Below are 14,401 nucleotides of genomic sequence, written 5' to 3'. Positions count from 1 at the left end.
GTTTATTCCTATAACAAGCAAACTATTTATAACGGTTTTTCTATTCCGCGCTATTGCAGTTTCGCGTAAATGCCTGTATCTTCGCGTACTATAAAAAATAGATATGAGAAAGCGATCTGAGTATAAAGGAGGGGATAATCGACGTAAACCCTCTAAAGAACGACAGGTAACGGTGGGTGAAAGTAACACTTTGCTACCTTTCCTGTTCGAGTTATTAAAAGAACAAAGCCGTTCATCCGTGAAAGGATTATTGAGCAGGGGACAGATCTCGGTAAACGGGAAAGTCACCCGGCAGTTCGATGCCCCGCTGAACCCTAACGATACGGTCGGGATCAACTATGGAAGAGGGAAGGTGGAATTCAACAATCCGTTACTTAGAATTGTTTGGGAAGATGATGACCTCATCGTGATCAACAAGCGGGAAGGTTTGCTATCCGTATCTACCGATCGTATCAAGGAGCGTACGGCCTACCGTATACTGAGCGATTACTTGAAAGAATGCGACCCTCGCAACAAGATATTCGTCTTGCACCGTCTGGACCGAGACACATCGGGTATCATGATGTTCGCCAAGAACCAGAAGGTAAAAGAGCAACTACAGTCCAACTGGAGCGAGGCTATCACGCAACGGACCTACGTGGCCGTGATAGAGGGACGACCGGAGAAAGACACGGATTTGATCGTATCCAACCTCGTGGAGAACAAGCATATGCAAGTGTACGTGACACAAGATGGTGACGGGAAGGAAGCGATCACACGCTACCGACTCCTGCAAACGAACAATCGCTATTCGCTCGTGGAACTCGATCTGGAGACGGGACGCAAGAACCAAATCCGTGCGCAGATGCAATCCATCGGCCATCCGATAGCCGGAGACTCTAAATACGGGGCGGAGACAAATCCCGCCGGACGCTTGATGCTCCATGCCCGCAGGCTCTGTTTCATCCATCCGGTAACAGGCGAGGAGATGCGCTTCGAGACACGGATCCCGGAGAAATTCACATCGACAGCAAAGTAATCTATCAATAAAGGACAAAAAATGAAGAAACTCATCAGTTCGATCATGCTGGCGCTAATAGCGCTGGTAGCGCAGGCGCAAATACTTACGCCTGTCAAGTGGAAAATTAAACTAGACGACAAGGGCGGCGCACCCGAGAAAGAGATCGTCTTTACCGCCACGGCGGACAAAGGTTGGCACCTGTATGACATGAACCTGCCGGAAGGAGGTCCTGTTTCTACATCTTTCACATTCGAGACATTGAATGGAGCTGAACTGATCGGTCAACCGGTTCCTTCGGTAAAGCCGACCACGGTTTACGACGAGCAATTTGCCATGAATCTTCGTTGGTATCCGGGTACGGTATCGTTCACCCAAAAACTAAAGGTTACCGATCCCGCTAAATTCAAGGCGGAGGGCGAGGTGGAATTTATGGCTTGTAATGACGAGACTTGTCTTCCCCCGGATCAAATACCTTTCTCTTTCGATAAGAAAAGTATCCATGTAGATCCAGCTCTGGCAGCTAACAGCTCGACTACAGAGGTGGATAAAGAGGACGCCACGGCCATACAGCCGGATACGCAAGTCGTAGCGGAAGAGGCCAGCGAGTTGAACACTCCGGACCCTGCCGCTAAAGAGACACCGGCTACGACATCTCCTAAAGCGTCCGACAGCTTAACCGACAGCCCGAATCTTTGGTCTCCGGTGATCGACCAATTGAAATCGTTCGGCGACTCTACGGTATCTGCGGCAGATACCTCTTGGTTATTCATCTTCTTCGCAGGTTTCTTAGGTGGTTTGATCGCCTTATTGACTCCTTGCGTTTGGCCGATGATCCCTATGACGGTTAGCTTCTTCCTGAAACGTACGAAAGATCGTAAGAAAGCGATTCGCGACGCTATCACCTATGGGTTATCTATTATCGTAATCTATTTGGTGATGGGCTTGTTGATCACCGGTATCTTCGGAGCGAGCGCATTGAATGATTTATCAACGAACGCGATCTTTAATATCCTGTTCTTCTTGCTGTTGGTAGTATTCGCAGTCTCCTTCTTCGGAGCCTTCGAGCTGGTATTACCTGCGTCATGGACTAGCAAATTGGATAGCAAGGCCGATTCGACGACCGGCGTATTGAGTATTTTCTTTATGTCGTTTACGTTGGTATTGGTATCTTTCTCTTGTACGGGCCCGATTATCGGAACCTTGTTGGTACAGGCCGCTTCTATGGGTACGGCGGTAGGACCGGCTATCGGTATGTTCGGTTTCGCCTTGGCGTTATCCATCCCGTTCAGCGTCTTCGCCATCTTCCCGAATATGCTGCAAAGTATGCCGAAATCCGGCGGATGGTTGAATTCCGTGAAGGTCGTATTGGGCTTCTTGGAGTTGGCCTTGGCCTTGAAGTTCCTTTCCGTAGCGGACTTAGCGTATGGTTGGCGTTTACTAGACCGTGAGGCTTTTATCGTGCTTTGGATCGTGATCTTCAGTTTATTGGGTGTTTACTTATTAGGAAAGATCAAGTTTAGCCATGATAGCGAAGTAAAATATGTATCTGTTCCTCGTCTGTTTATGGCGATTATCTCTTTCGCTTTCGCCATTTACATGGTTCCGGGACTTTGGGGCGCTCCGTTAAAGGCGATCAGCGCATTCGCTCCTCCGTTGTATACACAAGATTTCAATCTATACAAAAACGAGGTACACGCCGCGTTCGACGATTATGAATCCGGTATGGCTTATGCCAAGAAGGTAAATAAACCCGTCATGATCGACTTCTCCGGTTTCGGTTGCGTAAACTGCCGTAAGATGGAGGCTTCCGTTTGGACGGATCCTAAGGTGAAGCAAATGCTAGAAAATGATTACGTGCTAATCACTCTCATGGTAGACGATAAGACGAAACTCCCGCAACCCATCGAGATCCAAGAGAACGGAAAGACTCGTAAGCTGAAGACGATCGGTGATAAATGGAGTTATTTGCAACGAAGCAAGTTCGGTTCTAATGCCCAGCCATTCTACATCTTATTGAATGACGAGGGACAGCCGCTCGGACCTTCATACGCATTCAATGAGGATGTTTCCAAATACATCCAGTTCCTTCAAAACGGATTGAAAGAATTCAAGAAAGAACAACAATAAAACAAACAGAGGGCCGGGTTCTACCCTGCCCTCTTTCTTTTACAATCATTATAGAATAAGTAAATAATATGGCAACTAGAGAAGAGAAGATGGAAGCCTTCGGGCAATTACTCGACATTCTGGATGAATTACGGGTAAAATGCCCTTGGGATCGTAAACAGACAAACGAGAGCCTCCGCACGAATACGATCGAGGAAACCTATGAACTATGCGAGGCCTTGATGCGTGAGGATAACACAAACATAAAAAAAGAATTAGGAGACCTGTTATTGCACATCGTCTTTTACTCCAAGATCGGCGAGGAAAAAGAAGCTTTCGATATCAAGGATGTCTGCGACAGCCTTTGCCAGAAACTGATTTACCGCCATCCACACGTATTCGGAGATACCTCCGCCGATACCGCTCAAAAGGTAGAGCAAAGCTGGGAGCAGCTTAAGTTGAAAGAAAAGGGGGGTAACAAAACCGTACTGGAGGGTGTTCCCGCTTCCCTCCCATCCGTAGTAAAAGCGCATCGTATCCAAGATAAGGCCCGTAACGTAGGTTTCGACTGGGAACAACGTGATCAAGTATGGGATAAGGTACAGGAGGAATTTAATGAGTTGAAAACCGAGATAGACAGGATGGACGCAGATAAGATGGAAGCTGAGTTCGGAGATCTCTTCTTTAGCTTGATCAACGCTGCCCGCCTATACAAAATAAATCCGGACAACGCATTGGAACGCACGAACCAGAAGTTTATCCGCCGTTTTAATTATCTAGAGGAGCACACGATCCAAGAAGGTCGTTCCTTGAAAGATATGACATTGGAGGAAATGGATCAACTGTGGAATGAAGCCAAGGCCAAAGGCTTATAAAGCAAGGATAAGGGCAAAACAAAAGGGGAACCGACATCACGTCGCCACCCCTCCCTTAACTTAAACGCCAAAACTAAATCTAAACAAAAAACACAAATAATGATAATATTTTACTTTTTCTGTTTTTCTTCCTTTTTATTGTCCCGACCACTCTTCATGAAATTCCGGACAAACTTATATTCCGCATTTCGGTACTTATAGACCTTTTCGGGAGAAAGTATCTTCTTGAATCTCTCAAAATACTCTTTTTCCAACTGTGCCTCTTTTATCTCAACATCCAGACATTCGTCTATCACTTTGTTATAATCAGCATCTGTCGGATTCTCCTTATGTCGAATTTCTTTTGATAACTTACGACATTCACGACCTACCTCAAATTTTTTCTGTCGCAACTCATTGCATAAAGGAATAAATTGTGCAGCTTCCTCAGGTGTAAGGCCAACTTCAGCCGTAATAAAAGCATTCCGCCTTGCTTCGAATGCCTCTCTATCAAAATGTCTTTGCTCTTTCTTCTCTTGTGCCGTAGCATTGAAAGAGAGTAGAACCGAAATCGCTACAAATGTAATGAAAAATATTTTATTCATACAAGTATTATTACAAAAATCTTCGATAAAATTACTATTTTAAACTTTATTCAGAATAGGAAAGTTCCTCATCTAAGAGATAATTGGCGTACTGAGCTTCCAAATACTCCAAATACTCCTCATCTTCTTCCGCTTCAATAGCGTCTAAAGCCGTTGTCGGGACTTCCGTCCGGACCAGTAAAGAATCAGACGCAGTACTACCATCGGAACCGTTTATTCCCACGATAGCCTTGAAAAACAAACCAAGACCAGCGAATACCGCAGCCATGTACAACCACGGACGAACACGATCCATCAAGGAAATCCGTTTCGCCCTCTCCTCCTGCTTCTCGGGGAGCTGACTCATGATCCGCTCCGTAAGCCCTTCCATATACCCTTCCGGTACAGTGAAAGGATTAGTTCCTTTCAAGCGATCTAGGTTGTTTTCTTCTTTTTTCATACTTTTTCTCTTTTTATATTGCTTTGACAGCGATTCGGGCAAAAGGTTTAAACCTCTTTTGTTAAAAACTCCTCGATTTTTTTCACCGCATGATGATACGAGGCCTTCAAAGCCCCGACAGAGGTACCTAGTATCTCGGACATCTCCTCGTACTTCATCTCCTCGTTATACTTCATATTGAAAACCAAGCGTTGTTTCTCCGGCAAGGTAAGAATAGCGTTTTGCAATCTTACCTGTATCTCGTCACCATCGAAGTATTCATCCCCTTTCAAACGTTCCAGCAAAAAGGTATCCGCATCGTCAATAGATACGTTATTCATATTTCGCTGTTTATTTAGGAAAGTAATGCACTCGTTGATCGCAATCTTATAAAGCCATGTAGATAATTTGGCCTCACCGCGAAAAAGCTCGATGTTCGTCCAAGCTTTCAAAAATGTATTTTGGAGTAAGTCGTTCGCATCCTCATGATCCAGTACCATCTTTCGTATATGCCAATACAACTTCTCGCCATACAAGCTTACGACCTTGGCAAAGGCCTCACGTTGTCGGGCCGGGTCCCGGAGCTGTACTACAATTTCGTCTTCTGTATAGGATTGCATTTTTTCTATTTTGGGAAGTGCCCAGAACAGGACTCGAACCTGCACGATCGCAAAACCACTCGCACCTGAAACGAGCGCGTCTACCAATTCCGCCACCTGGGCTTTTTTTAATCATTCTGAAGCGCAACCTATCGGTATTGCGCATACAAAGGTAATCGTTTTTTCCAATTAGCAAGCAAATGAAAATAAAAAAAGCGACCGTCCCTTCCGGAACGGCCGCCCATATCATTAATCACGGGAGTCGATTACATCATACCACCCATTCCGCCGCCCATACCCGGATTCATCGGAGGCATAGCAGGAGTCTCTTCTTTTTTCTCAGCGATCACGCACTCAGTAGTCAAGAACATACCTGCGATAGAAGCAGCGTTCTCCAATGCTACGCGAGTTACCTTAGCTGGGTCGATTACACCAGCCTCGCACAAATTCTCGAAACAGTCCTTACGAGCGTTGTAACCGAAGTCGCCCTTGCCTTCCTTCACTTTCTGAACGATAACGGCACCTTCCTTACCAGCGTTAGCTACGATCTGGCGAAGCGGCTCCTCGATAGCGCGCTTAACGATCTCGATACCTGTAGTCTCGTCCTCGTTGTCGCCCTTCATACCTTCCAATGCATCGATAGCACGGATATAGGCAACACCACCACCGGGCACCGTACCTTCTTCGATAGCGGCACGAGTTGCGTGTAATGCGTCATCCACACGGTCTTTCTTCTCTTTCATCTCAACCTCAGAAGGAGCACCTACGTAAAGAACAGCTACACCGCCGGCCATCTTAGCCAAACGCTCTTGCAATTTCTCTTTATCATAATCAGATGTCGTATTCTCCATCTGGATCTTGATCTGGCCGATACGAGCTTGGATAGCCTCCTTGTCACCAGCACCATTTACAATGGTAGTGGTATCTTTGTCTACCGTGATCTTCTCAGCGGTACCTAGCATATCCATTGTAGCACCTTCCAATTTCAAACCTTTCTCCTCAGAGATAACCGTACCGCCTGTCAATACAGCGATATCTTCCAACATAGCCTTACGACGGTCGCCGAAGCCCGGAGCCTTAACAGCGCAGATCTTCAAGGAACCACGCAGACGATTCACTACCAATGTAGCCAAAGCCTCGCTGTCGATATCCTCAGCGATGATCAAAAGAGGACGTCCGCTCTGTACGGTCGGCTCAAGGATAGGAAGAAGGTCTTTTAATACGGAGATCTTCTTGTCATAAATCAAGATATACGGATTCTCCATCTGGCACTCCATCTTCTCTGTATCCGTTACGAAGTACGGAGAGATATAACCGCGGTCGAACTGCATACCCTCAACTACGTCAACTGTAGTTTCAGTACCTTTAGCTTCCTCAACCGTGATAACACCTTCAGTCTTCACACGTTGCATAGCCTCCGCGATCAACTTACCGATAGCCTCGTCACCATTTGCGGAGATCTTCGCTACATGCTCGATCTTCTCGAACTTATCACCTACAGCCTCAGCTTGGTTAGCGATGCTCTCTACAACCTTAGCGACAGCCTTGTCGATACCACGTTTCAAATCCATCGGGTTCGCTCCGGCAGTAACGTTCTTTAAACCGACACCAATGATAGACTGAGCCAAAACCGTAGCTGTAGTCGTACCGTCACCGGCGTTATCGTTTGTCTTGGAAGCCACTTCCTTAACTAATTGAGCACCCATGTTCTCGAACGGGCAAGTCAACTCAACTTCTTTAGCAACCGTTACACCATCTTTCGTGATGTGAGGAGCTCCGAATTTCTTCTCGATAATTACGTTACGACCTTTCGGGCCTAATGTTACCTTAACAGCATTAGCCAACTCATCCACACCTTTCTTCAAAAGGTCGCGGGCATCCATATCGTATTTAATCTCTTTTGCCATGATTGTATCTCTTTTTAATATTGTTGTTTATAAAAATGAATTAGATAATAGCTAAAACGTCTGCTTGGCGCATGATCAAGTATTTCTCACCGTCTAGTTCGATTTCCGTACCTGCATACTTACCATACAATACGTTATCACCAACCTTTACAACCATCTCCTCGTCTTTCGTTCCGTTACCTACGGCTACAATCTCACCCTTTAAAGGCTTTTCCTTTGCTGAGTCAGGAATAATAATTCCACCTAATGTTTTCTCTTCCGCAGCGGCCGGCTTAATCAGCACGCGGTCTGCTAATGGTCTAATGTTCATTTTCTTGGTATTTTAAATGTTAATAATATTACGTTTTTAGTTTATGAACTTTGTGTTCACGCCTAAGTCTATGCGAATAGTGTGCCAAACGTATTCACCCGAGTTCGACTGACAATATTTCGGACGAAATAGACAAATATCCGAAGAGATAACTGACAACTTGTCTTTTTGCATCTCTCAAAAGGATTATCAATCGACCAGCAGCGTATTCATGGAATATGCTTTTACGATCGGAGTATAGACTCGATCGCCTATGCGGATGGAAAGGGAACGATCATCACTGGTCTCATTGGCGATAATCAAGGCGATACTGTTATCCGGGTTACGGAATGCCAGCAGATTCGTATAGGCTCCTTCCGTTTCTAATTTATATGCACCGGGCTGGACATAATGGCTGACATGTTTCATCACGTAGTATTCCGGAGTATATCGATAGCTCTTGGTTTGCGGATCTACGACAACCAATGAGTTTTGCGCCCATCCCCAACGACTGATCCCTCCATTTTCCAAAGATATATTCCAATACATATAGGCAGAAACGCCATTATCCAGAAAATGTCGCATCAACCCCCAAGAATACATGGCACCTTTCCAATCGTTCTTGCCATCTCCACATTCTTGCTCGGTTTGGTAAAGCTTCAACCCGGGATAACGTTTGTGGATTCCGGCGATAGCTCCCTTACCCGCCCATTGGAAACCGACACCTTTTACATATTTACCACTAGCGGGATCTGTCAATACCGTATCAACAAGCGACTCATTCGCACGTTCCATCGTGCCGAACATAATATCCACTCCTTGAACCTGCATGGTCGGCCCGAGATAATTACCGATAAAATTAGCCAAAGAAGCCGATGTCCAACAACAACTCGGGAATATTTGCGCAGAGTTGAACTCGTTCTGGGGCATTACGGCAAAGATTGGAATTCCGTGTTTCTTATAGGCCTCGATAAATTTAGAGAAATAGAGGGCATAGGCTTTCAGGTAAAGAGAGTCTTGGATAAACATATCCGTACCTTCATGGCCGACCTTATCGGCCGACAAACCATTTCGATACTTCTCGTCATAATTCTCACCCGTATAGGCTGAGGCATAGTGTTTGTTATATTTCATCCAAGCGGGAGGGCACCACGGGGAAGCCCACAAGCGTAAGTCTGGCTGATACTTCCGAGCGTTCTTGATAAAAGGGATCAACGTTTGTTGGTCATTGGCGATGGTAAAATGTTCCATCGTGAAATCACCGTCTACCTCGTCATACGAATACCAATCACGGGAGAAATCATTTGCTCCTACAGGCATCCGGCAAATCGTGAAGTTGGCTCCGACTCCGGGGAAGAAAAGCTCTTCCATGATTTCCTCACGTACACTTGGCTCCAGCTTACTCAAGGAAAGCCAACCTAATTCATTAAAACAGGCTCCGAAACCATCAATTTGTTGTTGATGCTTTTCTGTTAGAATTGTTATATCAATATTAGGTATCGTATCCGCAAGGGCGGAGATCAGATCGGGTTGCTCAGCCCAAGGGGTATTCTCGGTTGTCGTTACCCACTCGGCCCGGGGGGTGAAAGAGCAGGAAGAAAGGTATAAAGATATTGAGAGTATAAAAACAGGTATTTTCATGGTCGTTTCATTAATTTATAAGTTTAGAACCATTTAAACACGGACTACACGGATGACACGGAACACACGGATAAATACTAATACCGTGTCATCCGTGTAGTCCGTGTTCCATAATCCACTATTCTCTAAAAGCGTTCTATCAGCTCCTCGATAGTCACAAGGGTTTGCTCACCCGTGAGCATATTCTTTAAGTTGATTTTATTCTCGGCCATCTCATTCTCTCCGACTATCGCAACGAACGGGATTTTCTTAGCGTCCGCATATCCCATTTGCTTTTTCATCTTAGTAGACTCAGGATATAGCTCTGTACGAATCCCCGCCTTACGAACCTTAGCGATCAGCGGCAATAAATGAATCTCCTCTTTCTGTCCGAAGTTCACGAATAGAAGCTGTGTAGTCTTCAAAGATCCTTCCGGATATAAATCCAATTGGTTCAATACATCAAAGATACGATCAGCGCCGAAAGAGAAACCGACACCAGATACGCCTTCCATGCCAAATACCCCTGTCAGGTTGTCATAGCGACCACCACCCGTGATACTACCGATCTGTACGTCCAAGGCTTTCACCTCGAAAATCGCACCTGTATAATAGTTTAAGCCGCGAGCTAATGTCAGATCAAGCTCTAATTCCGCACGGATTGACGTATGAGAGATGCGCTCCAAAATAAAATCCAATTCGGCTACACCTTTCAAACCAGTCTCAGACGCAGATAATACCTCTTTCAAGGTAGCGATCTTTTCTTGATTTGAACCCTGCAGCATAATGATCGGCTGCAAACGCTCGATCGCCTCCTCGGGTAAACCCTTGGAACGAAGCTCTTCATTCACGTTGTCCAAGCCAATCTTATCCAGCTTGTCGATAGCTACCGTAATGTCTACGATCTTATCCGCCTCGCCTATGATTTCGGCAATACCGGAAAGGATCTTACGATTGTTCATCTTGATACACACACGAATGCCAAAACGATGGAACACCTCGTCCATAATCTGGATCAGTTCCACCTCATTGATCAAGGAATCAGAACCCACAACGTCGCCATCACATTGGTAGAACTCCCGGTAACGTCCCTTTTGCGGACGATCGGCACGCCAAACCGGTTGGATCTGGTAACGTTTGAACGGAAAACTGATCTCATTACGATGTTGTACCACGTAACGGGCGAACGGAACGGTCAAATCATAACGCAAGCCTTTCTCACAAGCCTTAGCAGCAAATCTCAACGGGTTCTTTTCCATTAACTCCTCATCCGAGATACCAGCGAAACAATCACCGGAATTCAATATCTTGAAAAGGAGCTTATCCCCTTCCTCGCCATATTTACCCATCAATGTAGAAAGGTTCTCCATGGCAGGAGTCTCTATTTGCTGGAAGCCATACAAGTGAAATACTTCACGGATCGTGTTGAATATATAATTACGTTTCGCCATTTCCTCCGGCGAAAAGTCTCGGGTACCTTTGGGTATGGAAGGTTTTTGCATGATCTTATGTTTTAAATGATTATTCTGGCCGCAAAGGTAATGTTTTTTGCTCGAAATAAATAAGAAAATAACAATGCCCACTGTAAGGAGCTTACAATCGCAGTCATAAGCATCTTACAATGGGCATTCAAACATCCTTACAATGGGCATCCATGGAAAGCCTCTTCCGAGGCTTATCAATCCCGACTTCTTCCCCCCAAGAATATCATTATATAATATAATAATGTAGCAAGCGAACCTAACGCAGCGACCACGTACGTATAAGCGGCGGAACGTAAAGCATCCTCTGCCTTATCATGCGTATAAGCATTTGTTATACCGGCATTGCTCAACCACACCAAAGCACGTTGGCTCGCATTGATCTCGACCGGAAGCGTGATAAAGCTAAATAGCGTAGTCGTAGCGAACAAGATTATACCGAATAACAATAACTGAGGAAACGTATGCAATAATAACATACCACCCAGCAACACCCATGTCATAATATTTGAGGCGAAACTAACAACCGGAACCAAAGCCGAACGCATTCTCAACGGAGCGTAAGCGGTAGCATGCTGCACAGCGTGACCGCACTCATGGGCGGCAACCGCGGCGGCGGCGATACTATTGCTATAATAAACCGACTCACTCAAGTTCACCGTCTGGTTAGCGGGATTGTAATGGTCCGTCAGATGTCCGGGTGTAGAAATCACCTTTACATCATAGATACCATTGTCATGCAACATCTTCTCTGCGACATCTTTTCCTGTCATGCCATTCGGCATAGGAATTTTCGAATACTTCTCAAACTTGCCCTGAAGACGGGATGACACCAGCCAACTCAATAGCGCAAATCCAATAAATATAATCCAATACATGCTCATAAATTTCTATCTTATTTAGTTTTATAAAACAACGACAAAAAGTTTGCCAAAGACAAAAATGGCAGGAGACACCCCTTGAGGAATGTGGTCTTCTGCCATTTTGTACGATTTATAACGAGTTTATTCTTCTGTATATCTGACAATCGTCTGTTCACGATCCGGTCCTACGGAAACGATCTTCACAGGCACACCCAGTTCTTCCTCCAAGAAAGAAAGGTAAGCGTTGAACTCCTCAGGGAACTCGTCCTCGCTCTGCATCTTCGTCATATCCGTCTTCCAACCCGGTAATTCCACGTATACAGGTTCGATCGTATCATCGATCTCATACGGGAACTCATTAGTCTCGACACCGTTCATCTTATAAGCCACGCAAGCCTTGATCGTATCGAAGGTATCTAACACATCACTCTTCATCATGATCAATTGGCTTACACCGTTGATCATCACGGCATATTTCAAGGCTACCAAATCAATCCAGCCACAACGACGTTTACGTCCCGTAACCGCACCGAACTCATGGCCTAATTGACCGATCTTATCTCCCACCTCATCAAACAACTCGGTCGGGAACGGACCGCTACCTACACGTGTACAATAAGCCTTGAAGATTCCATATACCTCACCGATATTCCGGGGAGAAACCCCCAGTCCCGTACAACATCCGGCACAGATCGTGTTAGAGGAAGTCACGAATGGATAAGAACCGAAGTCTATATCCAGCATCGTACCTTGAGCGCCTTCCGCCAAGACCGACTTACCTTCCTTCAAATAGTTATTGATGACATGCTCGCTATCAATCAATTTGAATTGTTTGAGGTAGTTCAAGGCCTCCATCCATTGAGCCTCCATCTCGGTTATATCATATTCATAGTTCAATGAACGCAAGATCGCTTCATGTTTTGCTTTAGCGGCCGCATATTTCTCTTCGAAGTTATGCAATAAATCGCCCACACGAACACCGTTACGGCTAATCTTATCCGTATAAGTCGGGCCGATACCCTTTCCTGTCGTACCGATCTTTCCGGAACCTTTTGCGGCCTCATAAGCGGCATCCAAGATCCGGTGAGTAGGTAAAATTAGGTGAGCTTTCTTAGAGATATAAAGCTGCTTGGTGATATCGTGACCACTCGCTGCCAATGATTCCGCTTCCTGCTTGAACAATAACGGGTCCAGAACGACACCGTTACCGATTACGTTTATTTTTCCACCTTGGAAAATACCGGAAGGAATCGAACGTAACACATACTTTTCCCCGTTAAACTCCAATGTATGTCCGGCATTAGGGCCTCCTTGAAAACGAGTTACCACATCGTAATTCGGAGTCAGCACATCGACAACCTTGCCTTTGCCCTCGTCGCCCCATTGCAATCCTAACAAAACGTCTACTTTCATCTTTTCTATATTTATTATAGGCTATTAATATTCTTATTTAACTGACCTTTGCTGCTTAAACTTGCATTTACTGCACAGGCCATAAATGTACAAACAATAATACTCCGGCGTAAAACGAGAGACTTTCAAGTTTCTCATATCCGCTTTCAACGCACTATTTCGCAGCTCCCGCATGGTCCCGCATCTCGTACAAACCAAATGCAAATGCGTATCAGCATAAATCCTCAACTCATATTGCACCGACTGGACGGTTATTTGATGACGCACCACCAAACCGGCATCAACCAGTACATCCAACGTATTATAGAGTGTTGCCTTACTGACATGGAAGTTGTCTTGCTCCAACCGATCCGAAAGCATACACACATCAAAATGACCGGGAAAAGCACATATCTCCTTGAATATAGCATATCTCTCCTCGGTTTTCCGCAGTTTCTTCTCCGTTAGATATTCGGTAAACAACGCACGTATTTCCGTATAAACTTTCGCTTCCATCTCCTAAAGACCGCACAAACGACAAAGTTAGCGCATTTATTTTAAACGCAAAGCCTTACCGATAATATTCAAACTCGAATTTTAATTCATTATAGATTTCTTGTAATTCCGGCGTGTTTCCCGCAGCCTCCTGAAATTCCTTGAAACCGTCTAGGATCCTTTCCGCATTCCCCTCGGATTGACGCCCATAAAACTTCATGGCTTGAATAGACGCTTGTTTCTCTTTCAGCGTAGATTTAAAATCCTTAGTCTCCGCTAGACTACTTAAGGTTTCTGCCAAGAAAGATCCTAAAACCACAGAAGATAAGCTGCCACCTCGCTTGAAATTCTCGGCCCAAGTAAGAAAGGCGACCGTGCGAGCGAACTCATTTTTCTTATCAGCAACCAGATCAGACGTGAAGTCCTCCATATAAGGCAGATGAACGAACAAGTTCCGGCAACAATGCTCCGCGATCTCTAAATAAGGAATCTCCTTGACCCAACGTTTCGCCTCATCCAAAGGCAACGTCTCGGCGGGTTGGAGAAAGGTCGCCAATATCTTAAACTCACGGATGTCTTCTTTCCATAAAGCCGCCGCTAGCTCTCCATTCGGTTTATGCTTACGGGCGATTCCCTTTATTTCGGGGTACGGAACCCCGAAATTTAACTTATATACGATACCTTTCTCACGCATACTCGTAGAAATCACCCCGTTCATCGCCAAACGAAGTTCCTTACGGATCTCCCTTATCTCGTCTTGTAAACTTTCCAT

General features: G+C 45.3%; 14 protein-coding genes and 1 tRNA gene. 3 read left to right on the top strand and 12 right to left on the bottom strand.

Features of this window, described 5'->3' with window-relative positions; genetic code table 11:
* Positions 1-103: 103 nt before the first annotated feature.
* The 3 genes from CI960_RS02430 to mazG all read left to right on the top strand — a co-directional run bounded on the left by CI960_RS02430 (position 104) and on the right by mazG (position 3,981).
* A complete protein-coding gene (locus CI960_RS02430) occupies positions 104-1,018 on the top strand; it encodes an RluA family pseudouridine synthase (RefSeq protein WP_005858777.1) in 915 nt (304 codons plus the stop codon).
* A 21-nt stretch (positions 1,019-1,039) separates the two neighbouring features.
* Complete coding sequence (locus CI960_RS02425) at positions 1,040-3,127, top strand: cytochrome c biogenesis protein CcdA (RefSeq protein ID WP_005858779.1); 2,088 nt, start codon at positions 1,040-1,042, stop codon at positions 3,125-3,127.
* A 68-nt stretch (positions 3,128-3,195) separates the two neighbouring features.
* A complete protein-coding gene (mazG, locus tag CI960_RS02420; RefSeq protein WP_005858781.1) occupies positions 3,196-3,981 on the top strand; it encodes a nucleoside triphosphate pyrophosphohydrolase in 786 nt (261 codons plus the stop codon).
* A gap of 110 nt (positions 3,982-4,091) precedes the next feature.
* On the opposite strand, the gene CI960_RS02415 is transcribed toward mazG, so the two are convergent.
* The 12 genes from CI960_RS02415 to CI960_RS02360 form a co-directional block, all read right to left on the bottom strand.
* Positions 4,092-4,565: a hypothetical protein gene (locus CI960_RS02415; protein WP_005858783.1), complete on the bottom strand. Its 474-nt coding sequence runs from the start codon at positions 4,563-4,565 to the stop codon at positions 4,092-4,094.
* A gap of 46 nt (positions 4,566-4,611) precedes the next feature.
* Positions 4,612-5,004, bottom strand: coding sequence for a hypothetical protein (locus tag CI960_RS02410; RefSeq protein WP_005858784.1), 393 nt, complete (start codon positions 5,002-5,004; stop codon positions 4,612-4,614).
* A 47-nt stretch (positions 5,005-5,051) separates the two neighbouring features.
* A complete protein-coding gene (locus CI960_RS02405) occupies positions 5,052-5,603 on the bottom strand; it encodes an RNA polymerase sigma factor (RefSeq protein ID WP_008772592.1) in 552 nt (183 codons plus the stop codon).
* 18 nt (positions 5,604-5,621) lie between these two features.
* Positions 5,622-5,705 (bottom strand) — tRNA-Leu (locus CI960_RS02400).
* A 143-nt stretch (positions 5,706-5,848) separates the two neighbouring features.
* Complete coding sequence (groL, locus tag CI960_RS02395; RefSeq protein WP_005858786.1) at positions 5,849-7,489, bottom strand: chaperonin GroEL; 1,641 nt, start codon at positions 7,487-7,489, stop codon at positions 5,849-5,851.
* Between the two features lie 40 nt (positions 7,490-7,529).
* A complete protein-coding gene (locus CI960_RS02390) occupies positions 7,530-7,799 on the bottom strand; it encodes a co-chaperone GroES (RefSeq protein ID WP_005858788.1) in 270 nt (89 codons plus the stop codon).
* Positions 7,800-7,988: 189 nt separating this feature from the next.
* Complete coding sequence (locus CI960_RS02385; protein WP_005858790.1) at positions 7,989-9,419, bottom strand: glycoside hydrolase family 30 beta sandwich domain-containing protein; 1,431 nt, start codon at positions 9,417-9,419, stop codon at positions 7,989-7,991.
* Positions 9,420-9,544: 125 nt separating this feature from the next.
* Positions 9,545-10,900, bottom strand: a complete 1,356-nt coding sequence (gene hisS, locus CI960_RS02380; RefSeq protein WP_005858792.1) for a histidine--tRNA ligase — start codon at positions 10,898-10,900, stop codon at positions 9,545-9,547.
* A 176-nt stretch (positions 10,901-11,076) separates the two neighbouring features.
* Positions 11,077-11,763: a zinc metallopeptidase gene (locus CI960_RS02375; protein WP_005858794.1), complete on the bottom strand. Its 687-nt coding sequence runs from the start codon at positions 11,761-11,763 to the stop codon at positions 11,077-11,079.
* A 120-nt stretch (positions 11,764-11,883) separates the two neighbouring features.
* Positions 11,884-13,155, bottom strand: coding sequence for an adenylosuccinate synthase (locus tag CI960_RS02370; protein ID WP_005858796.1), 1,272 nt, complete (start codon positions 13,153-13,155; stop codon positions 11,884-11,886).
* A gap of 33 nt (positions 13,156-13,188) precedes the next feature.
* Complete coding sequence (locus CI960_RS02365; protein WP_005858797.1) at positions 13,189-13,650, bottom strand: Fur family transcriptional regulator; 462 nt, start codon at positions 13,648-13,650, stop codon at positions 13,189-13,191.
* A 55-nt stretch (positions 13,651-13,705) separates the two neighbouring features.
* The gene (locus CI960_RS02360) at positions 13,706-14,401 is read right to left on the bottom strand and encodes a DNA alkylation repair protein (protein ID WP_005858799.1); all 696 of its coding nucleotides are present in this window, start codon (positions 14,399-14,401) and stop codon (positions 13,706-13,708) included.

This window comes from Parabacteroides sp. CT06, from assembly GCF_002257605.1.
Classification (GTDB): domain Bacteria; phylum Bacteroidota; class Bacteroidia; order Bacteroidales; family Tannerellaceae; genus Parabacteroides; species Parabacteroides distasonis.
Note: the sequence above shows the minus strand (reverse complement) of the source record. Positions and strands in the feature narration are given on the sequence as shown.